We start from the raw sequence: 26,153 nt of genomic DNA, 5'->3' as shown, positions 1-26,153 counted from the left end.
GGGCGCGGGGCGCGTTCAGCCCTGCGGTATTCCGGTCATGTTCGGCAGATGGTGGGCGATGCCCTTGTGGCAATCGATGCAGGTGTTCTTGCCGGTGCCCAGATAGCGTTGGTGGATCTGCGCCGCGCGCGGCGACTGGCGGGTCAGGTCCATCGAATCATATTCATGACAGTTGCGGCATTCCAGCGAGTCATTCGCCTTCAGCCGCGCCCATTCATGCTTGGCGAGTTCGAGCCGCTTGTCGAGAAACTTCTCGCGCGTGTCGACCGTGCCGAAAATCTTGCCCCACACCTCTTTCGACGCCTGCATCTTGCGGGCGATCTTGTCGGTCCAGTCATGCGGCACATGGCAGTCTGAACAGATGGCACGCACGCCCGACCGGTTGTTGTAGTGGATCGTCGTCTTCAGCTCGGCGAACACATTTTCCCGCATCTCGTGGCAGCTGGTGCAGAAGGCCTCGGTATTCGTCGCCTCCATCGCGGTGTTGAAGCCGCCCCAGAAGAAGATGCCGGCGATGAAGCCACCCAGCGTCAGGAACCCCAGGCTGAAATGGACGCTGGGCCGCCTCAGCGCATCCCAATAGGGGCTGATCCAGCTCCAGACGCGATTCCACATCGCGCGCACGCGTCCGCCGCTCATCGTGTTTCCCCCGCTGCGAAGCTGGTATCGAGCCCCTGGAACCGGTTTTCCACGAGCGGCGGCGCATCCGTCTGGACGACGTGGCACTGGACGCAAAAATAGCGACGCGATGAAATCTGTTCGAGGATCTTGCCGTCGCGCGTCACATAATGGGTGTCGCTGACCGGCGGTGCCTGAAACTTCTCCGCATTCGATCGCGTGTGGCACAGCATGCAGCGATTGGTGTTCACCGTCAGCTGATAATTGTCGATCGCATGGGGGATGGTGGGCGGCTGCATCTCATAATTGATCGGGCGTGGCCGGTCGAAATTCTCCACGCGCGCCATTGGCGGTGGCGATGCTTCCTTGTCGATCGGCACGCCGCGCCGCATCGCATCGATCTGCTGGCCGGCATTGGTGATGGAGACGGGCGCGTCGGGCGCCTTGTGCGGCTTTTCCTCATGGGCCTTGCCGCAACCGGCAAGCAGCACGGCGATGGCGAGGGGCAATAGCGAGCGCATGTCCGGTCTCCTCAGGCCATCACCACCTTCACCGCGCATTTCTTGAAATCGGTCTGCTTCGAAATCGGGCAGGTCGCATCCAGCGTCGTCTTGTTGATCAGCTGGCCGGCATCGAACCACGGCACGAAGACCAGGCCCCGGGGCACGCGATTGCGCCCGCGCGTTTCGACGCGGCTGCGCATTTCGCCCCGGCGGGAAATCACCTTCACCTCGTCGCCGCGCTTCAGGCCGCGCGCCCTGGCATCGTCGGGATTCATGAATACGACGGCTGCGGGGAAGGCCTTGTAGAGTTCTGGCACGCGCATCGTCATCGACCCCGAATGCCAATGTTCGAGCACGCGGCCGGTGGCGAGCCACAGGTCATAATCCTTGTCGGGGGATTCGGCCGGCGGTTCATATGGCAGCGCCCAGATCACCGCGCGGCCGTCCTTGTTGCCATAGAACTGCCAGTCGCTGCCCGGCTTCACATAAGGATCGCTGCCCTCCTTGTAGCGCCAGCGCGTCTCCTTGCCGTTGACGACGGGCCAGCGCAGCCCGCGCGCCTGATGATAGGCGTCGAACGGCGCGAGATCATGGCCGTGACCGCGCCCGAATTCGGCATATTCCTCGAACAATCCCTTTTGCGGGTAGAAATTGAACGCCCGCGCCTCGGCATTGTCATAGCCCGCCTCGACATCGCTCGGCGGGAAGCGATCGACCTTGCCGTTGCGGAACAGCACGTCGAACAGCGTCTTGCCCCGAAAGCCGGGATTGGCGGCGAGCAGGGCGGGCGGCCAGCATTCGTCGGTGGTGAAGCGCTTGGAAAATTCCATCAGTTGCCACAGGTCCGACCGCGCCTCGCCCGGCGCCTTCACCAGCTGGTGCCAGAACTGGGTGCGCCGTTCGGCATTGCCATAGGCGCCTTCCTTTTCCACCCACATTGCGGTGGGCAGGATCAGATCGGCCGCCTGCGCCGTCACCGTGGGGTAGGGGTCGGAAACGACGATGAAATTTTCCGGGTTGCGATAACCGGGATAGCCTTCCTCGTTCAGGTTGGCGGCGGCCTGCATATTGTTGTTGGCCATCACCCAATAGGCGTTGAGCTTGCCGTCCTTCAGCATCCGGTTCTGTTCGACGATGTGGTAGCCGGGCTTGTCGACGATCAGCCCGTGCGGAACCTTCCAGATCTCCTCGGCATGCCTGCGATGTTCGGGATTGGTGACGACCAGATCGGCAGGCAGGCGGTGGGAGAAGGTGCCCACTTCGCGCGCGGTGCCGCAGGCCGATGGCTGCCCGGTCAGCGAGAAGGGGCTGTTGCCCGGCGTCGCGATCTTACCGGTCAGCAGGTGGATGTTGTAGACCATGTTGTTGGCCCAGGTGCCGCGCGTGTGCTGGTTGAAGCCCATCGTCCACAGCGACATCACCTTGATCCTGGGATCGGCGTAGAGATCGGCGAGGTGCTTCAGCCAGCCTTTCTCGACCCCGCTCAGCTCGGCGGCGTAATCCAGCGTATAGGGTTCGACGAAGGCCTTGAACTCGTCGAAGGTCATGGGCTGGCCGCCGTTCGGATCCTTCGAATTCTTCGCCTTCATCTCAAGTGGGTTATCGGGGCGCAGGCCATAGCCGATATCATCGTTGCCGCGCTTGAAGCTGACATGCTTGGCGACGAAATCCTCGTTGACCTTGCCTTCCTTGATGATGTGGCGGGCGATGTAGTTCAGGATCGCCAGATCGGTCTGCGGCTTGAAGATCATCGGGATGTCGGCAAGGTCGAAGCTGCGATGCTCGAAGGTCGACAGCACCGCCACTTTCACATGCGGGTTCGAAAGCCGCCGGTCGGTGACGCGCGTCCACAGGATCGGATGCATCTCCGCCATGTTCGAACCCCACAGCACGAATGCGTCGGCGGCTTCGAAATCGTCATAGCAACCCATCGGTTCGTCCATGCCGAAGGTGCGCATGAACCCCGTCACCGCCGATGCCATGCAGTGCCGGGCATTGGGATCGATATGGTTGGATCGGAAGCCGGCCTTCATCAGCTTGTTGGCGGCATAGCCTTCCCACACCGTCCACTGGCCCGATCCCGCCATGCCGATGCCGGCGCCGCCCTTCGCCTTCAGCACGCGCTTGAACTGCGCCGCCATCACGTCGAACGCCTCGTCCCAGCTTACCGGAACGAAATCGCCGTCCTTGGAAAATTGGTCGTCCTTCTTGCGCAACAGCGGCGTGGTCAGCCGGTCGGCGCCGTACATGATCTTGGAAAGGAAATAGCCCTTCACGCAGTTGAGCCCGCGATTGACCTCGGCCTCGGGATCGCCATGGGTGGCGATCACGCGATTGTCCTGCACCGCCACCGATACGCCGCAGCCGGTGCCGCAGAAACGGCAGGGCGCCTTCGACCATTTCATGCCTGCCCCGGGTGCCTCGCTCGCGGCGTCGGCGATACGCGGCGGCAGCGCGATGCCCGCGACCGATGCGGCCGTGGCCACGGCGCTTGCCCGGATGAAATCGCGACGTGTCGTCACTGCGGCCTCCCTGGGATCATGGCGATGGCGTGCGGAGGTCGTCCAGCGCGCCGCGCGGTTCGGCATGGTGGTAGACAAGGTTCGTGCTGATCACGCCGGCAATGGCCTGGGCGGCATCCATGCAATCGAGCAGGTCGCGCGGATCGCCGCATTCGTGCAGCAGGATGGCGCGGCCTTCGTCACGTAGCGCGATTTCCAGCCCGATGCGGTCCGCCGCCAGCGCCTCGAGCGCGGCCAGCGCCTCGGGACGGTGATGGACGATGAAGCTGGCGATGTGGATCTCGTCAGCCAAGGGTGGCTCCCGGCATCGTGGGGGCGGGGACGGGGGAGGAGATCGCGATAGCGGAAACCGGGCAGGTGCCGACGCAGGCGCCGCAGCCGGTGCAGCGATCGGCATCGAGTTCGGGGAGCGATACGCCCCGCGCCGGGGGAAAGCGGATCGCCATTTCGCCGCAGGCGTCGCGGCAACTGAGGCAGACGACGCCCCGGCGGGCAAGGCAGGCATCGCCGATCACGGCGCGATACGGCCAGGGGGCGGGGCTTTCAGCCTTGTCCAGCGCGCGGGGCTCGCAGGCGTCGGCGCAGGCCTCGCAGAATAGGCATTCGCCGAGTGCCGGATCGAAGGCGGGATAACCGCCGTCGCCGGCCACCAGCACGTCTGCCGGGCAGGCTTTCACGCAATCGCCGCAGCCGGTGCAGGTGGTGAGGAAAGCGGCTTCGCCCAGCGCCCATGGCGGCCGCAGCGGCGGCGGTTCTGCCTGCATCCGCCCCATCAGGAAAGCGCGCCGGGCAAGATCGGGGGCGGGCACGATCAGTAAACCGACGGTGGTCCGGCAACCAATTGCCACATCCAGACAATGAAGCCGTAGGTTGCGACAAGCCCGACCGCCAGGATCGGGAACAATATGATCGTCAGAAACAGAAAGAGCTGCAGCTCCGTACGTTTCCGCGGTGGATGGCTGTGCTGTTCCAATCGGACCGCTCCCTGGATGCGTTGCCGTGAAGCCAACAGGATACAGTAGCTTCGCCAGCCGACAAGCCGGTTTCGATGCCGATATTGCCGCCGCCGCCGCGCGGGTGCCCCGTTCCTGGCGGGTGATCGCCTTAAGGGGGGCTTGCGCTGGCGCGCGGATGGCGCGACGTTCCTTGGTCCCGATTGCACCGCTGTGACCGGAAAACAGGTCGGCAGGAGGAGGGCAGGATGACGGGAATTGGCAAAGGTATAAGGGCAATCGCGCTCGTCGGATCGACGGGCGCGGGCAAGACGAGTCTCGCCGAGTCGCTGCTGTTCGCGGCGGGCGCGATCGACCGGCAGGGCGCGGTGGCGGCGGGCACCAGCGTCGGCGATGCCAGCGCCGAGGCGCGATCACGTGGCGGCTCGACCGAACTCAACCTCATGCATTTCGACTGGCAGGGCGATCGCTTCGTGCTGATCGACGCGCCGGGTTCGGCCGGGTTCGCGCCCGATGCGGCGCATGCCGTGGCCGCAGCGGATCTCGCGCTGGTCGTCGTCGATCCCGATCCGGCGCGCGCGCCCCTGGTGGAGCCCACCTTGCGGCGGCTGGAGGCGATGGGGCTGCCCCATGCCCTGTTCGTCAACAAGATCGATCAGGCACGGGGCAGCATCGCCGATCTGCTTGAGGCGCTGAAGCCGATGAGCGCGGCGGCGCTTGTCGCCCGGCAGATTCCGATCCGCGATGGCGATCATGTCACCGGCTTCGTCGATCTCGCGCTCGAACGCGCCTTTCACTATCGCGCGGGCAAGCCGTCCGAACAGGTTCCGATCGACGACAGTCTGCGCGCGGAAGAGGCGGCGGCGCGCACCGTGATGCTCGAACAGCTTGCCGACCATGACGACACGCTGCTCGAACAATTATTGTCGGACGAGATGCCGGGCCTGGACCTCGTTTTCGGTGATCTGGCGAGCGAAACGAAGAGCGGCCTTGTTGTGCCGGTGCTGTTCGGATCGGCCCAGAACGGCCATGGCATCCGCCGCCTGCTCAAGATGCTGCGCCACGATACGCCGTCGCCGGCCGATACGGCGGCGCGGATCGGGATCGAGGGCCCGGCGGTGCAGGTGCTCAAGATCAGCCATGGCAGCACGGTCGGCCGGCTGGCGATCGCGCGCGTGTTCGGCGCGCCGCTGGGCGAGGGCGCCGAATTGTCCGGGCCGGATGGACCGGCGCGGGCGGGCGCATTGTTCGCCGTGCAGGGCGGCGCCACCGTCAAGGTCGCGCGGGCGGAAACCGGCGATGTCGTCGGTATCGCCAAGGTCGACGGGCTTCGCGCCGGCGATCTGGCGGGGGTGAACGGCAAGGCGAAGGGCACGGGGCTGGCGGGTGAGCCGGTGGTGGCCAATTGCGCCTTCGCCGTCGCGGCCGAGAACCAGAAGGACGAGGTGCGGCTGTCGACCGCGCTCAACCGGCTGGCTGAGGAGGACCCTGGCCTGCGCTGGGGGCAGGACGAGGAATCGCACGAAACCTTGCTCCACGGCATCAATGACGAGCATCTGGCGGTCGCGATCGAACGGCTCAGGCGGCGTTATGGCGTCCCCGTCACGGTCGGGCGGCGCGGCGTGGCCTATAAGGAATCGATCCGCAAGCCGGCCAGCCAGCGCGGGCGCCACAAGAAGCAGTCGGGCGGGCATGGCCAGTTCGGCGATGTCACCGTGGAAATCCGGCCGCTCGAACGCGGCGAAGGTTTCCGCTTCGAAGACCGGATCACCGGCGGCGCGGTGCCCAAGCAGTGGATTCCTGCGGTCGAACAGGGCGCGCGCGATGCCATCGCCAAGGGGCCGCTGGGTTTTCCGGTGGTCGACGTGGCGGTGACTTTGGTCGACGGCGCATTCCACAGCGTCGACAGTTCGGAACTCGCCTTCCGCACCGCCGGCCGGCTGGCCGTGGCGGAGGCACTGGCGGCAGCGGCGCCCTATCTTCTCGAACCCATGGCGCATGTGACGATCCAGACGCCGGGCAGCGCCACATCGCGCGTCAGTTCGGCGGTGGCGAGCCGGCGGGGGCAGATGCTGGGCATGACGCCGCAGGATGGCTGGTCGCGCTGGGATCTGGTGGAGGTGATGCTGCCCGAGGCGGAGCTGCACGGTCTTGAGGGCGAACTGCGCTCATTGAGCCAGGGGCTTGCCTGCTATCAGGCGCGCTTCGATCATTTGGCCGAGGTGGCCGCCAAGCTGGCGCAGGACATCGTCCAGCGCCGGGGCGAGGCGGGCGCGAAGGGCAAAGGCTGAAAGGGCGCGGTGTGGCCGGGCGGTCTATGCCGCCTGCCCGATCCGCGCGGCGAGCCGGACGGTCATGTCGTCCATGAAGGCGCGGGTGGGGCGGTCCATCGGCACGTCGTCGCGCACCAGCGCCCACAGGTCGACGCCGAGGGACGCGTCGGGCGGCGCCAGCTGCACCAGATCGGCCCGGCGATCGGCGACGAAGGTCCACAGGAACGCGGCCCCGACGTCCAGCTCCACCGTGCTCAGCAGCGCGGGCCAGCTATCCACATAAGCGGCGACGCGCACATCGTCGCGCAACGTGGCATCCCAGCGCCGCATCGTCGGCAATTGCGACCAGCCCGAACAGCGGATCCACGCCTGCGCGCGCGGGTCCGCGCCATGGCGCTCCACCGAGGCCCGCGTTGCATAGGCCGCCTGATCCAGCCGCGCGATGCGCCGGCCGCGCAGATGATCGGGGCGGTGATCGACCAGGCACAGGCCGATGTCGCTCTTGCGCTGCACCACATGTTCGGCGGGATCGGCGGTCGAACGGATCGTGATCTGCACCGGGGGGGACTGGCTGGCGGCGAAGGCGGCGAGGTCCGCCATCAGCTCCGCGCCCAGTTCGGCGGCGACCGCGATGCGCAGCCGCCCGGCTTGCGTGCCCGCGGGGCTGCCCAGTTCGGCGGCCAGCCCGTCGACCAGCTGTTCCATCTGGTCCGCCACTTCCAGCGCACGCCGCCCTGCGACAGTGGGATGATAGCCTTCCTCGCTCTGCGCGAACAAGCGGACGCCCAGTTGCTGTTCGAGGCGATCGAGCTTGCGGCCGACGGTGGTGCGGTCGATCCGCAACCGCTTGGCGGCGGCCGTGTAATTGCCGGAATGCACGGCGGCGAGGAAGACGCGGAGATTGTCCCAGTCGATCATCCGTTGATTGTCGCAGACGGGCGCGGTGCCGTCATGTGCAAAAATGCACTATCAGGTGGGCGGTATGCGGGCTTGCTCTACAGGGGCGGGGGCGGCACTTCTTCTCCAAACTCTAAATTTCGCGAATGGAGAGCGGCAAATGGCCGGTGCGCAGGAATATAAACTCGGGGCTTTCGCATTTCCGCGGGGCTGGTTCATGCTTGGCGACGCGGCGACGCTGGAGGCCAAGCCGACGACTTTGCACTTCTTCGGCAAGGACATGGTTTTCTACCGTGGGCAGAGCGGCAAGCCGCACCTCGTCCATGCCTATTGCCCGCACATGGGCGCGCATCTCGGCAAGAACAGCACCTCCTATGTTGTGCGCGATGGCGAACAGGTGCAGGGCGAATCGATCCGCTGCCCCTTCCACGGCTGGCGTTTCGGCGAAGACGGCAAGTGCGACGACATTCCCTATTCGCCCAACTTCATCCCCAAGTCGGCCTGCCTGAAGACCTATCCGGTGATCGAGCGTGCGGGCATCATCTGGATGTGGCACGATCCCGAAGGCGGCCAGCCCGACCACGAACTGCCGGCCTTCGCCGCGTGGGACAAGCAGGATGAAGGCTGGGTCCGCTGGGTGATCGACGATTTCGGCACGCTGCCCATCCATCAGATCGAGATCGTCGATAACATGGCGGATTACGGCCATATGTCGCCGATCCACGGCAGCCTCGACTGCCAGTATTTCGACAATGTGTTCGATGGCACCAAGATCATCCAGCGTTTCGACGCCGGCCACCGTACGCTGACGGATGCCAGCTCGCCGGTGCTGTCGCTCGACACCTGGTATGAAGGGCCGGGCATCCTCCAGTCCGAAATGCATGGCGCCTTCCCGTCGCACATGCTGATCGCGCACACGCCGGTCGAAGATGGCACGGTGCGGCTGTGGCACGCGTTGATGGTCAAGCTGCCCAAGGCCGATCCTTCGGCCGAGGACCTGGAAATGGCGCGCGCCTTCCAGGTGGCGAGCCGCGATGCGCTGGCGCAGGACGTGGAAATCTGGGCGAACAAGGAAGCCAGCATCAACCCGATGCAGATTCCGGCGGATGGCCCCTATGGCAAGGTGCGCCTCTGGTATCGCCAGTTCTACAACCCGCGCGAGGAGGCTGCTGCCACCCACAAGCGGATCGACGGCACCGTCATCACCTTTGGTGAAAAGCGGCCCGATCCGATCGCGGCCTGACATGATCCATCCCGCCGGCCGCCATCTGCGCGGCGGCGGCCGGCGGGAGCGATGATGCGATGACGGTGGAACGGCAACTGGCCGCGCTGGCCGAACGGCTGCAGGCGCTGGAGGATCGCGAGGCGATCCGCAACGCCATCGCCGGCTATGGCCCGGCGGTCGACACCTGCGACAGCGCGGCGGCAACCGCCTTGTGGGCGGATGACGGCGTCTATGATGTCGGCGGCTTCGGGGCGAGCACCGGCCATGCCGCGATCCGCGCGCTGTTCGACGGCCCCGTCCATCAGGGGCTGATCGCCGGGGGCGCTGCCCATATGCTGAGCCCCGTGCACATCCGGATCGATGGCGATGCGGCGGTGGCGACGGGCTATTCCTGCCTGTTCCGCCACGCCGATGGCGGTTTCCATGCCGAGCGCGTTTCCGCCAATCGCTGGACGCTGCGGCGGGCAGGGGATGGCTGGCGCGTCGTGCTGCGCGTCAACCGCCTGCTCGATGGATCGCCCGAAGCCCGGGCGCTGCTCACCCCGCCTGCCTGATCGAAGGATGACGACCGGGCGGGAAGTATAGCGGATATATCGATACTCTATCGGTGCGTGTAACCGCTCCAGAAGACCCATCGACCAGGTTCTGCGCGCGATAAACGGTTCGATCCGGATCGGATTGGCGCGATTGCTTCGAAAACGGAACAGTCGTCGGCTTCTCGTCGTGGCGAATTCGGGTTGTTCTGCCTCCATCGGCCGCGTGGCCGCATGCGGGGGCGGCCATGGAACCCTTCCTACTTTTTTATGCGCTCGATCCGGCCGGCACCTTCGGCCTGGCGAGAGCCGATGACGAGATCGTCCTGCGCCGCTGGACCGGCGCAGGCTGGCAGGACGTGCCTTTGGCCGAAGAGGGCGCGGACGCTGCGGGCGGCCCGATCTGGGCGGCCACGGTTCGCGACGTCACCGGCTTCCAATTCCAGCCCGAGCACGGGATCGACGTGCCCGATCTTTCGGGCTGGACGGTGCCGCAGGCCTCCGCGCCGCTGCTCGACCGCGCATTTGCCGGTCCGTTCGATTTCGACGACGGCAATACGCGGCATGCCTTTTCGCGCCTGATCCAGACATGCGGTGCGACGGGCAGCTTCGTTCGGATCACCAGGAAGAAAAAGTCCGACGCTGCCGGCTGGGTCCACTTCCGCTTCGCCTTCCGGGTGCCGGTGCTGGGCGACATGGCCGGTGCCAGCCGCAATCTTGTCGCGGGCGATGCGCGGATCGACGGCCGCTTCGATCCCGATCTGCTGCTGGCCGTGGCTTCGTGCGGGGTGGATTCTTTTCATTCCAAGATCGAAGACGTGATCCGCGAGGAGCGGGCCGCGCGCGCGGAGCAGGAACAGCCGGCGATCCGCCGCATGCCCTATCTGGCTGGCGGCCTTGCGTTTCCCGATCCTCATCTTGAAAGCTTGGCGATCAACGCCGCGGCGGCCGCGATGATCGATGGCGTGGCCGCCCGGATCGCGCCGGGCGACGGGCCGCAACGGGCGCCAAAAGAATGGTGGCCGTCCAAACCAGATCGCTGGGGATCGGCGACCCAGCTGGCCGATGGTTTCTGGTGGGCGCTGGAGCCGACGATCAACGGCCCGGACCCGACGCGAAAGCTGACATTGGCACGCGCCATATCCGCCCTCGGTGATTTCCCCCTGTCGCCGGATCAACTGGATCAGCAGGGTCAGGCAGTCGGCCGGCCGGTGCTCGCGGCGCTCACGCCGGTCAGCCCACGCGCGGCGGATACCGATCCGCTGGCGCCGATGCTGGGCTTGCTGGAGGAACTGGGGCTGGATGTGGCGGAGGTCGCCGCCCCGCGCGCCGATGGCGTGTGGTCGGGCAGCGGCGCGATCCCCTATCATTATCTCCACGCCCGCAAGCCCGATGACGAGCCGGGTTATGGCGGACTGGAATGGCGGCGCTGGATCAGCCTGCGATGCCCGTCGGGCGGCCGCGCCACGCCGGCCTTGCTGCGCGTGCGGCAGGGGCGGCGGGAGGATGGCAAGCCCGTTCAATTCGATCCGGCCAGCGATGTGCAAAGCCATACCGTCTGGATCGAGGGGCTGACCGATGCCCAGATGCTCGCTTTCTGGTCCGCCCGCGTGGCGGCGCCGCTCCGTGGCCATGTGCGGGATGAGGAGGGGCGCGACGGGCTCAGTCTGTTGCCCGATCTGATCGGCCCGCCTGCCAGCGATGCTGAGGTCGCCCATGGCGGTGTCTGGACGCTGCGCGTGGCGTGCGGAGAAAGCTGGGCCGGTCCGGTGACGTTCGCGGGCGCGCAATGCCAGCCGGCGATCGCGCCAGATTTCGTTCGGGCCGTCACCTTGTTCGCCGCCGATCAGGCGCCGGGCACTCTGCATCATCTGTCATCAGGCGCGCCTTCTGCGCCGCCGCCGAAGCTGAGAATGGAGCTGGCGGCGCTGCACTTCCCCACCTTGCGCGACCATGCGGACGAGCCGCTGCACGTGTCTGCCGGGACGGGGGGCAAGGCGGAACTGGTGGACGGGCGGATAGGATGGACCGTCGATCGCGGCACATGGACGATCGCGACACCGCATCGGATCGATCTGGTATCGACCGCAACGACGGGCACGGCCCGCATGTTGGCGGTGGGCGGGCTCGACGTCACGATCGATGGGATGGCGGCGCAAAGCTTCGCGATCCATGTCGAGGGCGCCCAGGGCTATTCGATCGACCGCTGGATTCCCCTTCATACCGCCTCGGCGAAGGTGGGCGGGCAGGACGAGAGCGGCGTCGCGATCGGCCGACAGCCGCTGATCTTTGCCGACATGCTGATGGCCAGCGGCGAATTGCGGCTGACCGACCGTCGGCACAGCGATGGCACCGGGCGGGTGGCGACGCTGGCATTGGCGCCCGATGCCGGCCGGGCTGTCGACGGCAAGGTGGATGTGGTGATTGTCGATCCCACGCCGATGAGCGTCGCGATGGTCCGCGCGCCACGGCTTGCCGGTCCGCAGACGGATCAGGATGTCGTCAGCACATGGGACAGGCGGGAGGGGTTTTGGCGCCTCGTCTGGGCGGGCGAGGGGAAGCTACCCGAAAGCACGCTCTTCCTGCCGCCGCAGGGCGTGGCCGAGGCGTGGGAGCGCCAGGCCGATCATCTGCCGCCCGATCAGGTGCTGCCGGGCAAGCGGGTGCCGGCCCGGCTGACGCCCGCCACGCGCCTGACGATCGAGAGCGAGGAGCGTGATCGCAATCCGATCGCGCCGTGGAACCTGCGCCGGCTGCTGGGCGAAATCGTCAGCGATCTGCCGGGCGCGCGGCTGAAGCGGATCGACCGGTTCGAGGCGCTATACGGGCTGGAGGCGCATGACAGCTCCGTTGATGGCGTGCGCCTTGCCGAAATGGGCGGATGGCGTGGCATCGCGCGTGAGCCGGTGCGCGAAACCGGCGAGCGCTTCGCCCTCTGGCGGGCGGCGATCGAACTCGGCCGGACGCGACTGGCCGTGTATGATGCCCGATCGGAAGGCGATATGCTGGCGCGGCTGGACCTGCCCGGCATCGCCTATCGGCTCCGCCCGGAAGGCCGCTATCTCGATCCGCTGAAGCCGCCAGGCGATCCGCTGCCGAATGATCCGTTGAAGCCTTGGTGGACCGAAGGCGCGGAGGGCGGGTTGCTTGGCGGTGCGCTTGCCGGGTTCGAGCAGCTGGAGATGATCGTGGCGCTCACCCGCGATGCCGAACGCGGCACGGGCGAGATCGAAGGGATGCAGCTTTCCGCGCTGGGCGCATGGACCCGGCCGCGCGCGCGGTTCAATGGCGGCCTGACGCTGATCGCCGCCGATATCCAGATGGGGCGCGCCGCCGAGGCGCGGTTCGAACGGAAGGGGCGGATCGGCGCGCTGCACCATCGCGCCAAGCATGTCATCGTCTATCGCCGCACCTTCCTGCCCGGCCACCAGTTCGCCGCCGATCAGGACAAGCATCTCGGCCGTCCGATCATCCGCAAGGTCGAGGAATATATCGAGATTGAACAGCCGCTGCGGTCCTATCCCGACCGGCCCGACGCCGCGGCCATTCATGGCGGGCCGATCCTTGGCGCGCGCTTCCGTACGACGCGGATTCCGGTGGATGGCGGCTGGGCGACGCCGCTGCCCGGCCGCGCGGCCCGGTATGAAGGCTATTCGCTGCCCTTGTGGCGGGCCGATGCATCGCCCGCCATCTACCCCAAGCCGGTCGTCGAATTGCTTGTCGCGGCCGATCCCGCGCGGTCGGAACCCGAACCGGCCGCCCGGCGGGTCGCCAATCCCGAACGGCTCGCTTTCTACACGATCACCACCGAATATGACGGGCAGGGCGTGGCCCATGATCCGTCGGCGGATGTGGAACAATGGCCGCTAGTCTATGGGCTCGATCTGCTTGATCGCCCGCTGGACGATCCTTTGTCGCGGGGCCCGTTGACCAAGGGGGATTTCCAGAATCCCGCCGATCCGGGTGCGATGCTGCCGCCCGCGCCGCTCGTCGCGCCGGGGCTGGAGCGCTTCACGCTGCGGCTGGAACCGGGGCCGCTGGTCAATGTCGCGCAGGCGCGCGCTGCGAAGCCGATGCTCGCCGATCTGGGGACGGTGACGATGATGCGCGCCCGCCGCGTGGCCGCGCCCACGGGGGGTGATCCGCTGGGCAATCTCGCCAAGGCGCCCTCTGCTATCGCAGCGCTTGAAAAGCTGGCCGTTGCCGCCGAGACCGATCCGGCCCGGCTCGCGACGAAGCTGCGCAAGACGCTCGGCCAGCTCGAACGGGCATTGCCGCCTGAAGACATGTTCGCCGCCGCCTGCCAATGGGTCCATCGCCCGGCGGAGCATTTGGGGGAATTGTCCGGCTGGCTGAAGCAGTCCGTGGCGCGCCTGCCGACGGACACGGAATGGACAAGCCGGCGTGCCGATCTGCTGCGCCCGCTGGACGAGATTGAGGCCCGGTTGGCCGGCTTCCGTCCTTTCGCGACGGCGGTCCGTCGCATGATCAATCCCGCGCTGGCCGATGTTCGCACCGGAGAGCGGGCGCTGATCGCGCGTCTCGACCAAGAACTGGCCATGATCGTGCAGGCGACCGGGGCGGTGGAAACCCTGCTTGGCGATGCGCTTGGCGCGTGGCGTGGCGAGCTTCGAGAGCTTCGGGGCAAAGTGGCTGCACCCGGCTCCGACCTTGTGGCCTTGCTTGTCGAACTTCGACGTGGCTGGACCGGTGAGGTGAGCAGCCGTGTCGCGGCCGTCCGTGCGGCGATCGATGGCATTGCGGCGGCGGGCGATCGTATCTTTGCCGATGGCCGGCGGGAAGCGCAGCGCCTCTGCCGCATCCTGCCGCAATGGGCCGAACGGATCGTCTCGCTGATCAACGGCGAAGGGCCGATGTCGCCGGGCCTTGCCGGCCGTTTCGCGTCCGCGATCGAAGATGCGCGGCGGTTCGAACGCGAACTGGCCGGGCTTGTCGTGCGGATCGACGCCCTGCTGCTCCAGGTGGTCGGTGCCGGCGCATCGCAGGTCCTCCGCCTTCGCCAACAACTGGTCGCGGCGCTCGATACCGCGCTGGCGGCCATCGACACGGACGCTGGCTCCGGTTCGCCCGCAGCGATCACATCTGCCGCCGTGGCGAGCATCCGGGAAGCGATGGACGAAGGCCACAAGCGCATCGTGATCGCGGGCGCCGAAACGCTCGAGGCGGCCCAAACCGCCATCGACAGTGCCCTGGATGCGATGCTCGATGAACTCGGTGGGCGCATCGACCCCGTGATCGCAAGGCCTGTCGCCCTGATCGCGACGATCCGGGCGGCACTGGCGTCCGGCGCGCCCTATCCCGCGCAAGCCATCGGGGCGCTGGTGGCGGACATCGCCGTTGTCCAGGCGCAGCTTGAGGCCGCTACGACGGACCTATCCCAAGCGGCAGGGCTGATCTGCGATGGGATTGGCGCCCGGACCGAGTGGATGAAGGCGCTGATCGCCAAGGGCAGCGGCGCCATCGCGGACATCGCGCAAAAGGTCGATCAGGTCGCAGGTGATATAGCCCGGTTGCGGCGTCTGGCGGCCGAGGCGGCCAATGCCCTGTCGGCCACGATCGTTCAGTTCGAACAGGGGATCGAGGACGTCATTGACGGTCGCTTTGCGATCGAACAGCCGCAGAAGCTGGGCGAGGCGGCGGCGCTCAACCTGTTGCGGGCGGCCGGCGCACCGCCGATCGTTGAACAGCTTGTCTTCAATCGCGCCGCGATCGCCTATCATTTCGAGGAAAAGGCGCGGCAGGTGCTGGTGACGCCGGTGACGGCCTTTGCCGATCAGGCCGATCGTGCGTTGCGCGGTGTTGGCATCGCGCTGCCGACGCTGGGCATCGCCGATAGTTTGCTGTCGCCCGCCCACGGCCTGATCCGTGGCCTGCGCGCCGATGCCGATGCGTTGTTGAACGAGGTGCGCTTCACCGGACAGGAGGTGCTCAAGGATTTTGCGGGGCTCAAGGATCTGCTGCCCAACCTCAAGCTCAACGGCAAGCTCGCCGAAGCGATCGCGATCACCCATGATTATGATCCGCGCCGCAACATGGCCTGGATGCAGGCGGCCATCGCTTATGGGCCGGAAACGCAGGATCTGTTCCGTCACAACGGCTTTGCCTTGGTTGCGGAACGGATGCGGCTGTCCGCCCGTGCGCGGTACGAACGCGGCCTCGCCGGCGGCGAGCGGCGCAGCGTCAAGGCCGATATCGTCTCCGATTGGGTGCTGATCATCGGCGGGATGGAAATCGTGCGGATCGCCGACGCCGCGATCCGCCACGATGGCGATCGCGGAACCAGCTTCGAAATTCGCCCCGAAAAGATCGTCTTTCCCGGTGCGATGAAGCTGCTGACTGATCTGGTGGAATCGTTCAACGGCAGCGGCGAACGGCCCTTGACGATCGAACTGGCGACCGACGAGCACGGCATGCCGGTGGGCTTGCGGTCACGATACGATCTGCCGCCGACGGTGCTTTCGATCGGCGCGGCGACGGCGTTCAACGTCGGTATCGGCGTGCATCTCGATCTTGCGCTGCGCGACGAGTTCGAAATTCGCAGCGTCGCTTATGTCGGTCGCAAGGCCAAGCCGTTCGCGCTGGTCGTCGGCTGGCTCGGCGGCGGCGGCTATCTTGAGGCGGAAGCGGTGCACCGCCCGCGGTCGCGCCGCACCGATCTTGCCGTCACCGTCAGCATCGGCGCCTGCGCCGGCGCGGGCTTCCAGCTTGGGCCCTTGCGGGGCGACGTGCTCGTCTATCTCGGGTTCGAAGCCACCTATGCGTCGCGCAGCGGCGGCGCGCGGCTGAACCTGACCGCGCTGATCGTGATTTCGGGATCGGTCACGGCCTGGGGCTTCGTCACCGTCGGCATCGGCGTGCGGATGGCGCTCACCTACGACGGCTCCAAATTGCGCGGGCACGGCACGGTCAGCGTCTCGGTTCGCGTCAGTCGTTTCTACACCAAGCGTTTCTCGCGCGCATTCACCTACAAGCTGACCTGACGGGGGGCAGAATATCATGGCATTCACCGTGACCATCGCCACGGAGGCGGCGCCCTGCACCACCGATCCGACGGGTAGCACCGCGCAATATATGGGCGTCACGCTGTTCGCGCGGCTCGATTGGGATGCGCAGGATGATGCCGCGAGCTTCGATGCCGCCAGCGACAGCATCCGCCGCCTGCTGGCGCCATGGCGCTGGGAGACGCGGTGGTCCGACGTGGGTGCGCGCGCCAGACCTGAAAATCCGACCACGTCTGCCAAGGATAGTCTGGACGCGCTGCTCGCCACGATCGGCTGGGATGAACGCGAACGGCTCGCACTGCCGCCGGAGGACGCGGCCGAAGATCGGCCGAACTGGACGGTGCTGCAATTGCAGCTTGCCCGCCTCGCCCCGCAATTGTCGCATGGTCTGGGGCTGGCCCATCTGTTCGGCGGCGGCCCGGTGCCGGCGATGCCCCGGCTGGAGGCGCTGGTGATCGACGGCGCGGAATATGCGGACGGGGCAAGCTATACCGCGCCCGGCAGCCAGCCCGTCACGATCCGCATCGACAATGATCCGGATGTGCCGTCCTTTGCAGCGCTCGATCGCTATATCGGCCTGATTCACGGGGCGCGACGGCTGGTCGCGGCCAACAGCTATCCCGGCACGGAAGAACCGCTGACCACCAGCCGCAACTGGCTGGTCGATCTGCCCGATCGGCTTGCCCAGGCGATGGATCCGGTGCCGCGACTGGCGGATCTGCATGAATTGAGGCCTGTGGAACGAGAAGCGCTTGAAAAGGCGCTGGTGGCCCTGCTTGCCGGGCTGGCCGACGCGAACGGCGTTCCGCTGCGCCTGTGCGTGCGCGGCTGGGGCGATGCCGCTCGGCAGGAGGAGGAAGCCGCTTTCGCGCGCGCTTGGGCGGAGCGGCTTGTCGGGCATGTAGACGGCCTTGCCCGCGGACTGGCTAATCTGATCGCGGGCGGCGAGCCGCTTGATCCCCTGCCACCGGCGGCCGTGTTGCGCGATGCCTATATCGGCGAAGGCGTGGTCGAAGCGCTGCGCAAGGTTTTGCGTGATACCCGGCCGGCGGGTGCGGACGACATCATCGCCGCAAGCGATCGCTGGCTCGTTGACCCCGCGGCGACGCGCGTGGTTCTGGCCGATCTGCTGCCACACGCCCTGGCGCTTCGCCCCGATGGTCTCCACCGGGCGATCGCGAAGGCGACGGCGGCACCGGGCGATGATCTCGCCATGGCCCGAGACGCGTTTCTCGCGGCGTTCCCGCCAACACTCGGCGCGATTTACGGTGTCGGCGCATCGCATGATGCCGAACTGCGCGCCATGGCCGAGGCGCAGCGCGACATGCTGTTCGAACCGGCGGCGGGGGTTGATCCGGTTGCCGAACAGGGTTTCGCGATCCTCACCGATGCGCTGTTCGCGCCAAGCCACAAATCGGGCCCCGGCTCCGAACCCGATCTGCATCAGATTCTCGACGGCTATCTGGTCGCCATCCGGCAGGTCATGGATGGGTCCGCCACACCCTTCCAACTTGCCAGTCAGGCGCGGTTGGAGATGGCGGTCAATGGCGGTTCTGGCCAGACATTGCTGACGAACGCGATCGCACCGCATCCGGTGAGCTTCGATCATCGCGGCGATGACGGGCTTGATCCAACGCGGCCGGAATGCCGGTTGGCCATTGCCAATTATCGCGGCGAAGCACTGATACCGTGGTCGAACCGGGCCAACCCGGTCGATCAGGGCGAACCGTCTGCTGCCTCGCAGGTCCAGCTCGATTATGAGGATGCGGGTGCGGCCGTGCCCCGCATCGCTTATGGCCGCAGCTACGACATCGTCTGCGGCTATCAGGGGCTGGGCGGCGCCCTGCCTGCCGGTTTTTGCGCGCCAACGGCGCCGTTTGCCTTCGATGCCGCCGCGCTCGCGGCCTTCGTAGAGAGTGGCGAGGGCGCAAATTATGTCCGTCGCCACGATGCGCTGCGCATGGTGCCGCCGGGTGCGCCGCAATTGATCCACCTAACGGACGGACCCGATGGCCGGCAGCCCGGCGACGATGCGGTGCGACCTTTATGGAAGGAATATCGCGCGCGCTATACGGTCGAGGCGGATCCCGCGCTGCTCGACGATGCGGCAACGATCTTCCTCGATCACCTTCAGGCCGATCGCAGCCAACGGGCGTTCCGCATCGCGCCCCCGGCGCTGGCGCTCGGGCGGAAGGACAAGCTGCCCGGCCATGTGGCGAATGCGAAGCTCTGGCAATATTGGCGCGAACGCGATGCCGATCCGTATCCCGCCGCCGCCGTCGCCGCCCACCCTATCGTCGAACCGCCCAGCGGGGAGGATCATGCCGACGATCCCGCCGTGGTCGGCACGCCGCGCGGGGCGGCAGGCAATCGCGGCGGTATCCTCGTCCGTCTCCACGCGCTGGAACGCGAAGGTGTGGGCGCGGCGCTGGAACAACTGGTGCCGCTGGCGCCGGGCGACCGTGTGGACCTCGATCTCCGCGTTGTGGCGGGTGCGACCGCGAGCCTCGCAGCCAGCGGGCTCAAACTCGCCGTCACTTTGCCTGCCGGCCGGCTTTACGCGCTCGAAATGATCACCGTGGTCGATGCCGCTTATTTTGAAGGCGGCACTGATCGCCGCTTCGGCGAAATCGGCACGCCATTGGTCGCGCATGACGTCCGCGCCTTCGGTCGCAGCGTGCTGGCGATCGAATGCCTGCCCGAACAGGCTGCGCATCTGCCGACGCCATGGGCCCTGTGGCGGGCGCTGGAACTGGCCGATGCCGATGGCGTGACCACCGCAATCCTGCGGGGCGAAGATGCCAGCTTCGATACGGTCGGCCGGATCAGCGCGATCCGCCAGCTCTGGCGTTGGGATGGCGGCCCGGTGCCCGATGCGCCGATGGCCGGACATTGGGGCAAGGCCGAACCGGTGGGCGCGGGCGATCCCGCCCGGCATCCCGAATTCATCGCGTTCGAAGAGGCTTTGTTCGCCGATCGCGGGCAGGCTGGTCAGGAAGATGGCGCCGTCCAGCATGTCGCGGGCACCAGCGATCGGCTGTTCACGCTGGCCGCGTCGCCCGATCGCGGCGCGGATTATCTGCGGGTGCGGTTGCGCGTCACCAGCCGCTACGCCGCCTTGCGCCGGCGGATCGATCCCGATGGCGAGCATCTGGCCGCGACGACGCAATTCGGTGGCCTGCCGCTGACCGCCTGGCGCGGCCTGCCGCTCGCGGCGCGGCGCAGCCGGCCCTTGCCGACGCCGCGGATCGCGGTGGCGGTGCCGCTGTTCGGCGCGATGGAGGGGGAGGGGCGATCCGGTGGCAGCCTGATCTTCCTCGATCATGCCATGTATGACACGCGCTCTGGCGGCGGGCTGGCTGAACGGCTGGTGGCCGAAGTGACGGTCGAACAGGTGCCCTTGCGCATGGAAGGCGAGGGGGAAGTGCAGGAGGGCGCCACCGCCGCTCTCGCAATCGGCCGCGATCCGATCCTGTATGATGATGGCGATCCCTTCGCTGGCGACCCGGCACCGTCCCGCCTTGCGCGCCGTCACGTCACCGGGGCCTGGGAAGGGCATGATGCCGCGCTCTGGGATCCCGATGGCGAGGTGGCCGGCAGCCGCGCGACGCTCCGCTGCACCGCGATCCTCGGCCAGACGCTGGAGCCCACCTCACCGGCGCCGCGCCTTCCTTTCGCCATGGCGTTGTTCGAGCCGCTGCTGGGCGCGCCGGCCTATGCGATCGCGCCGAACACATTGGCCCGCATCCGCGTCAGGACGGAGCTTGTCGTCGATACGCTCCAGCTTCGGTCGGGCCAATCGGCTATCGGGCTCGCCTCGCCCTGGTCGGCGCCCTTGTGGGTGCAGATTCTGGGCGATGCGGGCGGCACGGCCCGGCTTATCGCGAACCGTGAGGGCGAGACGATCGCCATTCGGCCGGCATCCACCGGGTCCGCCTATCTCGATCGGCTCAGGCAGCGGCTGGCGGACAGGGCGCCCGATCATATCGCCGCGCCCTTCCTGACGAACGGCGTCGCCGCGATCGTCGGGCGGATCATCGTCGATGTGAACGGTGAAGATCAGTTGCGCCCCGATGCGGTGGCGGTGGTGGAGGCGGATGGCGATGGCCTTCGCGTCATACCGGGCGAGCCGCTGGGCGAACGCTGGTTTGTCCGCCTCGTCGAAATCGAACGGGTCGTGGTGCGGGCGGGTGATGTTCCGGTCTTGTCGGAGCATCCCGATCGCTGGTTCCGGGCGGACCGCCCCGGTGAGGAACCGGCCGAAAGGCTGGTCGCGATCGGTCCGCTGCTGATCGGCTGATCGCATCCACCGATCCGATGGCGTGACCTAGCCTTCATACGCGGCTAACAGTCTGGCGATGTTGACCAGTGCGTCCTTTCGTCCGGCGATCGCCTTCATCTTCGTAACCGCGATTCTGGACGTGATGGCGATGGGCATCGTCATTCCCGTGCTGCCGCAACTGATCGAGGAATTCACCGGCTCCAACGCCGCTGCCGGTTTCTGGAACGGCGTGCTCGTCGCCTTGTGGGCCGCGATGCAGTTCCTCTGTTCGCCGATCATCGGTTCGCTGTCCGATCGCTATGGCCGGCGGCCGGTGATCCTGCTGTCGACGGCGGGATTGGCGGCGGATTGGGTGCTGATGGCGCTCGCCCCCAATCTCTGGTGGCTTGCCGTCGGGCGGATATTGGGCGGCATCACATCGTCCAGCTTCACCACGATCTACGCCTATATGGCCGACATTACCGAGCCGGAGAAACGCGCGCGCGGCTATGGCCTGATCGGCGCGGCGTTCAGCGCCGGGTTCGTCGCCGGGCCGCTGCTTGGCGGTGTGCTTGGCGAATGGGGGCCGCGCGTGCCTTTCTGGGCGGCGGCGGCGCTTTCCGCGCTCGCTTTCCTCTACGGCCTGTTCGTGCTGCCCGAATCGCTGCCGCCCGAAAAGCGGATGGCGTTCGCGTGGCGGCGGGCCAATCCCTTCGGCGCGCTGCGGCTGTTGCGTTCGCATCCCGAGCTTTCGGGCCTCTCGATCGTCAATTTCCTGCTCTATTTCGCGCATCACGTCTTTTCGGCGGTGTTCGTGCTTTACGCGGCCTATCGCTACGGCTGGGGGGCGTTCGAAGTCGGCATCCTGCTCGGGCTGGTCGGCGTGCTCGACATGATCGTGCAGGGGGTGCTCGTCGGCCCCGCCGTGAAACGCTGGGGGGACAGGCCGGTGATGGTGTTCGGCCTGGCCGCCGGCGCGGTGGGCATTGCCTGCATGGGCGCGGCGCCCAATGGCTGGCTGTTCACCGCCGCGATGTTCCCCAATGCCCTGTGGGGCCTTGCCATGCCCACGCTGCAATCCTTGATGACGCGGCGGGTTTCGGAAAACGAACAGGGGCAGTTGCAGGGCGCGAATATGAGCGTGGCGAGCATTGCCGGTGTCGCGTCGCCGCTCTTCTTCGGCTGGGTCTATGAAATGTCGATCGATCGCGCGCCGGGCCTGAGCTTCTACGTCGCCGGCGCCGTGCTGCTGGCGGGTGCGTTGATCGGGCTGCTGGTCAGCCGGCGCGCGGCGGCGGCGGAGGCCGCATGAACCGGCGTTCACCTGTGCTTCAGCCTTGCGGGCGCAAGCCTGCCGCCATGGCCATGCTTCGTCCCGCGCTGATCGCATCCACCCTATTGCTCTGCGCGCCTGGCGCCTTTGCGCAGGCCGCCGATGCGCCGCAGGGCGAGGTGATCCGCCTGACGCCGGAGCAGAAGGAAGAAGTGCTCAGCCGCGCCGGTGGCGCGAAGGTAGAACCGGCGATCGGTGAACTGCCGATCAGCGGTGCGCGTCAGGTGCATGGCGAAATGGGCTTCATGATCGGCACCGGCGGCATGCGCGGGGCCTATGGCACGGCGGCGGTTCCGCTGGGCGAGAATGCCGACGCCACCGTCTCGTTCGAAACGCTGCGCGCCCCCCGGCGCTAGGCTGCTTTCCCTGCGGGCTGACGGTCGTTTCAGCCGCCCGGCTTGCGGTTGCGCGCGCGCGCCGCGCGGTTGATTTCGGCGACCTGCTTCATCGGCCGCGCGACCGACAGCACCGCATACCATTCACCGGGCAGCACCGCGCTCCGTCGGTCCTGTTCCTCGATCGCCCGGAAATCCTGCCGCAAGGTCTCGATCCGCTCGCGCAGGCGGGCCAGCCCCGTAGGCGACAGCTTGATCGTCTCGGCGCTGAACATCGTGTCGGGATCGCCATAATCGAGCGAGTAGAAATGCTGCTTCAACTGCCGGTCGAACAGGCGGCGCAGCGGCGGGCGCTGCCACACATGGCGGGGGTTGAGCCGCGCGCGCCAGCGCCCGCCCGACAGCCGGTCGATCAGCGCCAGCCGTTCCAGCCGGTGGACGATCGCCTCCACTTCCTCCGGCGGCACCGAAAAGGAGGTGGTCGCCTCCGACGGCGGCCAGCCGTTCACGATCATGAAGAAGATCGTCGATAGCGTCGGATCGGTGCTCAGCGCCTCTTCCTGCGCCAGCGTCAGATGGTCGGACGCGGGGTCGGGATCGCGGCTGTTGTCGATCAGGTCGGCGATGGCGAGATCGGCGATCGCGCACATCCGTTCCAGCGTTTGGAGTGCAAGGCCGCGACCGTGCAGCCAGCGCTTCACGGTCGCCGTGCCGACCCCCAACCGTTCGGCGAGTCGTGCCTGCGTCCAGCCGGCGGCGCGCAGTGATCGGCGCAGCCGGGCCAGCATCGCCTCCGTCTCTTTCGAAATGGGATCGTCGTGCGATCCATTCTGGGTCGTTTGATGATCCATGACGTGCAAATGCAGCTGTCGCGTCGGCCGTTCAAGCATATTCTCATCATCAAGCCGGCGTTCGTGTCCGGCCGCATCAACGACAAGCTCGCCTCGCAAGGCGGCCAGATGGAGAGGTCAATGTCCGATATTCTGATCAAGGGCGGTACCGTTGTCGACGGCACGGGTGCGCCGGCCTATCGCGCCGACGTGCGCATCAACAACGGCACGATCACCGAGATCGGCCCCGATCTGAAGCCCGATGGCGAACGCGTGCATTTCGCCGAAGGTTGCCACGTCACCCCCGGCTTCATCGAAAGCCACACCCATTATGACGCGACGATGTGGTGGCAGCCCGATCTCGATCCGCTGCCCGGCTATGGCGCGACGACCGTCATCCTCGGCAATTGCGGCTTCACCGCCGCCCCGCTGCATCCCGAAAAGGCGGCGCAGCTGGAGATGATCAAGATCTTCTCCTTCTTCGAGGATATTCCCGAAGGCCCCTTCATCGAACATCTGCCGTGGGATTGGAGCAAGTGGTCCGAATATAAGGCGTCGATGGTCAAGAAGCTGAAGGTGCCGGCCAATTACGCCGCCTTCGTCGGCCATATCGCCATCCGCCTGGCCGTGATGGGCCTCGATGCGTGGGAGCGCGCGGCCACGGCGGACGAGATCGCCAAGATGGCCGAATTGCTCGACGACGCGCTCGCCGCCGGCGCGCTCGGCCTGTCGGACAATCTGCACGATCATGACGGCCAGAACCGCCCGATCCCGACGCTGGTGGCCGACGATGCCGAGTTCGAGGCGCTGTTCGAAGTGCTGCAGCGTTATCCAGCGGCGACCTATCAGGTGATCGTCGATACCTTCATGCGCAAGACCGGCCCGGCCTCGCTCGAACGGCTGGAACGGCTCACCAAGGGCCGCGGCATTCGCATGCAGATCGCCGGTGCCGTGCCGACGCTGGAATTCCAGAAGGATATCCTGCCGCCGATGCAGGCCCGCGTCGCCGACATGCGCGCCAAGGGCTATCAGGTGTGGCCGGGCATCGCCCATGTGTCGCCCACCAGCACGCTGAGCCTGGTCAAGTCGCTGATCTTCGCCCAGTCGAACGATTATGCCTGGCACGAAGTCGTGCTTGCCGACGATCATGGCGAAAAGGCCCGCCTGCTGGGTGATCCGGAATGGCGCGCCCGCGCCCGCGAAAGCTGGGACACCAAGGCCTGGCCGCATTCGCCGATGAACAACCCGCAGGATCTGCACCTGATCGATTCCGAAAATGGCACGGGGCCGACGGGCATCACGCTCAAGGATTATGCGGACCAGACCGGCCTGCACCGTTCGGACGCGATGGCGGACTGGGTCCTCAAGAACGGCACGCGGTCGACCGTCCATATGTCGCCCTTCCCCAAGGACGAAAAGCTGACGATCGACCTGATGATCGATCCGATGACGGTGGGCAATATTTCCGACGCGGGTGCGCACGGCCAGATGCTGTGCGGCGGCGGCGAAAATATCCTGCTGCTCACCAAATATGTCCGCGACGAAAAGCTGATGACGCTGGAACAGGCCGTCCATGTGATGACGGGCAAGCTCGCCAACTTCTTCGGTCTTCTCGATCGCGGCGAAATCAAGGTCGGCAAGCGGGCGGACATCGCCGTGTTCAACATGGACGAGATCCAGCGCCGCGACATGGAAAAGGTGTTCGACGTGCCTGATGGCAAGGGCGGCACCACCTGGCGCTTCACCCGCCAGGCCGCGCCGATGCGCCTGACGCTGGTCAACGGCGAACCGACCTTCGACGGCAAGAAATATACGGGTGCGACTCCGGGTGCGTTCCTCGCGCCGGCCAACGACACCCATGCCGCCGCGATCGCGGCCGAATAAGGAGAGGATGAACCATGGCCCAGGTCAGCCAGGCGGATCATGACTATTACAATGGCGGCATGCGCAAGTTCACGACCGAAAGCTCGGTCCTGATCAGCTCGTCGTCCTATCTCAACCATGCCGGCCTGCGCGCGCTGATCGCGCAGGAAATGCTGCGGCGGAACGGGGCTGATCTGCCCAACACCGCGTTCATCCCGCAGGTCGCGCAGATCCTCCACGAGATGGAGGACATGCCGACGATCATCCGGCTGTTCGAGGAAGAGAAGGCGCGCTTGCCCGAATTCAAGCGCTGGCTCGATCGCCGCGTCACGTCCGACTTCACGGTCGACGAGGTGAAGGGGTTCGCGCCCGGCACGCTCGGCTCGGTGATCTACGATTTCCTTGCCAATAGCGGTTATAATATCGATCACTTCTTCCAGGGGATGAAGATCGACAGCGATTACACCTTCTACCTCAAGGAGCGGGTGTTCACGCACGATATCGAGCACATGATCACCGGGTTCGAGACGAATTTCTGCGGTGAAGTGGCGCTGCTGTCCGCCAATGCGCGGGCGCTCTACCGCTATTTCCGGCCGGAACTCGCCTCCTTCATCAATCGCGTCGGCACCTATCTCAAGGCCAAGACGACGATGAAGATGGGCCTCTATTACCCGCAGGTCATGCCCGAGATGCTCGAGGCCGAGGATATCGGCTCCGCACAGGGCAAGAACTGGAAGGTGCCGCTGATGATCGTCTGCTGGCGCGATCATCTCGACTGGCAGGTGACGGACATTCGCGAGGAATATGGCATCACCGGCGCGCCGCCGGCGGGCTATTGGGAATGGACGACGGCCGCCAGCCAGGACCCGCGCTACACCGACGCGCCGACCGCGATGGCGGCGGAATGATCTGAAGCGGGTATCGTTCGGGGTAAATTCGCCCGCCGCCGTAAACCACGGCGGCGGGCTTTTTTTTTAGTTGCGTG

Annotated in this window: 17 protein-coding genes; 9 read left to right on the top strand and 8 right to left on the bottom strand. The window is 66.6% G+C overall.

Annotated elements, in window-relative coordinates; all coding sequences use genetic code 11:
• Window positions 1–15: 15 nt before the first annotated feature.
• From CHB74_RS02070 to napE, 6 genes are read right to left on the bottom strand one after another with little or no spacing between them, the layout of a single operon-like run.
• Entirely contained in the window at window positions 16–639 is a 624-nt protein-coding gene (locus CHB74_RS02070; protein WP_281253515.1) for a cytochrome c3 family protein, read from the bottom strand.
• Entirely contained in the window at window positions 636–1,139 is a 504-nt protein-coding gene (locus tag CHB74_RS02065) for a nitrate reductase cytochrome c-type subunit (protein WP_089217912.1), read from the bottom strand. Before CHB74_RS02065 ends, CHB74_RS02070 begins: the two co-directional genes overlap by 4 nt.
• Before the next feature lie 11 nt (window positions 1,140–1,150).
• Window positions 1,151–3,643 carry a periplasmic nitrate reductase subunit alpha gene (napA, locus tag CHB74_RS02060; RefSeq protein WP_218821361.1) on the bottom strand — a complete coding sequence of 831 codons (2,493 nt, stop codon included), beginning with the start codon at window positions 3,641–3,643 and terminating at the stop codon, window positions 1,151–1,153.
• 16 nt (window positions 3,644–3,659) lie between these two features.
• Window positions 3,660–3,935 (bottom strand): chaperone NapD, encoded by a 276-nt coding sequence (locus tag CHB74_RS02055; protein WP_179220669.1) that lies wholly within the window; start codon window positions 3,933–3,935, stop codon window positions 3,660–3,662.
• Window positions 3,928–4,452, bottom strand: a complete 525-nt coding sequence (gene napF, locus CHB74_RS02050; RefSeq protein ID WP_218821360.1) for a ferredoxin-type protein NapF — start codon at window positions 4,450–4,452, stop codon at window positions 3,928–3,930. Before napF ends, CHB74_RS02055 begins: the two co-directional genes overlap by 8 nt.
• A 2-nt stretch (window positions 4,453–4,454) precedes the next feature.
• Entirely contained in the window at window positions 4,455–4,616 is a 162-nt protein-coding gene (gene napE, locus CHB74_RS02045; RefSeq protein ID WP_089217909.1) for a periplasmic nitrate reductase, NapE protein, read from the bottom strand.
• Between the two features lie 228 nt (window positions 4,617–4,844).
• On the opposite strand from napE, the gene CHB74_RS02040 reads away from it, so the two are divergent.
• Entirely contained in the window at window positions 4,845–6,887 is a 2,043-nt protein-coding gene (locus tag CHB74_RS02040) for an elongation factor G (RefSeq protein ID WP_089217908.1), read from the top strand.
• A 24-nt stretch (window positions 6,888–6,911) separates the two neighbouring features.
• On the opposite strand, the gene CHB74_RS02035 is transcribed toward CHB74_RS02040, so the two are convergent.
• On the bottom strand, window positions 6,912–7,787 hold the full coding sequence (locus tag CHB74_RS02035; protein WP_089217907.1) for a LysR family transcriptional regulator: 876 nt from the start codon (window positions 7,785–7,787) through the stop codon (window positions 6,912–6,914).
• 139 nt (window positions 7,788–7,926) lie between these two features.
• Between CHB74_RS02035 and CHB74_RS02030 the strand changes: the two genes are divergently transcribed.
• From CHB74_RS02030 to CHB74_RS02005, 6 genes are all read left to right on the top strand, one after another.
• Window positions 7,927–9,009 (top strand): aromatic ring-hydroxylating dioxygenase subunit alpha, encoded by a 1,083-nt coding sequence (locus tag CHB74_RS02030; RefSeq protein ID WP_089217906.1) that lies wholly within the window; start codon window positions 7,927–7,929, stop codon window positions 9,007–9,009.
• Between the two features lie 59 nt (window positions 9,010–9,068).
• On the top strand, window positions 9,069–9,545 hold the full coding sequence (locus CHB74_RS02025; protein WP_089217905.1) for a nuclear transport factor 2 family protein: 477 nt from the start codon (window positions 9,069–9,071) through the stop codon (window positions 9,543–9,545).
• 227 nt (window positions 9,546–9,772) lie between these two features.
• Window positions 9,773–16,525 carry a hypothetical protein gene (locus tag CHB74_RS02020; protein WP_089217904.1) on the top strand — a complete coding sequence of 2,251 codons (6,753 nt, stop codon included), beginning with the start codon at window positions 9,773–9,775 and terminating at the stop codon, window positions 16,523–16,525.
• Between the two features lie 16 nt (window positions 16,526–16,541).
• Entirely contained in the window at window positions 16,542–20,846 is a 4,305-nt protein-coding gene (locus CHB74_RS02015; protein ID WP_089217903.1) for a hypothetical protein, read from the top strand.
• A 58-nt stretch (window positions 20,847–20,904) separates the two neighbouring features.
• Window positions 20,905–22,119, top strand: a complete 1,215-nt coding sequence (locus tag CHB74_RS02010; protein WP_089217902.1) for a TCR/Tet family MFS transporter — start codon at window positions 20,905–20,907, stop codon at window positions 22,117–22,119.
• A 47-nt stretch (window positions 22,120–22,166) separates the two neighbouring features.
• The gene (locus CHB74_RS02005; RefSeq protein WP_089217901.1) at window positions 22,167–22,496 is read left to right on the top strand and encodes a hypothetical protein; all 330 of its coding nucleotides are present in this window, start codon (window positions 22,167–22,169) and stop codon (window positions 22,494–22,496) included.
• Between the two features lie 29 nt (window positions 22,497–22,525).
• Here CHB74_RS02005 and CHB74_RS02000 read toward each other — a convergent pair whose 3' ends face one another.
• A complete protein-coding gene (locus CHB74_RS02000) occupies window positions 22,526–23,326 on the bottom strand; it encodes a helix-turn-helix domain-containing protein (protein ID WP_089217900.1) in 801 nt (266 codons plus the stop codon).
• A 120-nt stretch (window positions 23,327–23,446) separates the two neighbouring features.
• On the opposite strand from CHB74_RS02000, the gene CHB74_RS01995 reads away from it, so the two are divergent.
• A complete protein-coding gene (locus CHB74_RS01995; RefSeq protein WP_089218009.1) occupies window positions 23,447–25,189 on the top strand; it encodes an N-acyl-D-amino-acid deacylase family protein in 1,743 nt (580 codons plus the stop codon).
• A gap of 14 nt (window positions 25,190–25,203) precedes the next feature.
• Window positions 25,204–26,076, top strand: coding sequence for a Coq4 family protein (locus tag CHB74_RS01990; RefSeq protein WP_089217899.1), 873 nt, complete (start codon window positions 25,204–25,206; stop codon window positions 26,074–26,076).
• Window positions 26,077–26,153 lie beyond the last annotated feature (77 nt).

This window comes from Edaphosphingomonas laterariae, from assembly GCF_900188165.1.
GTDB lineage: Bacteria > Pseudomonadota > Alphaproteobacteria > Sphingomonadales > Sphingomonadaceae > Sphingomonas_E > Sphingomonas_E laterariae.
The sequence above is the reverse complement of the archived record's forward strand: the minus strand, read 5'-3'. Positions and strand labels throughout refer to the sequence as shown.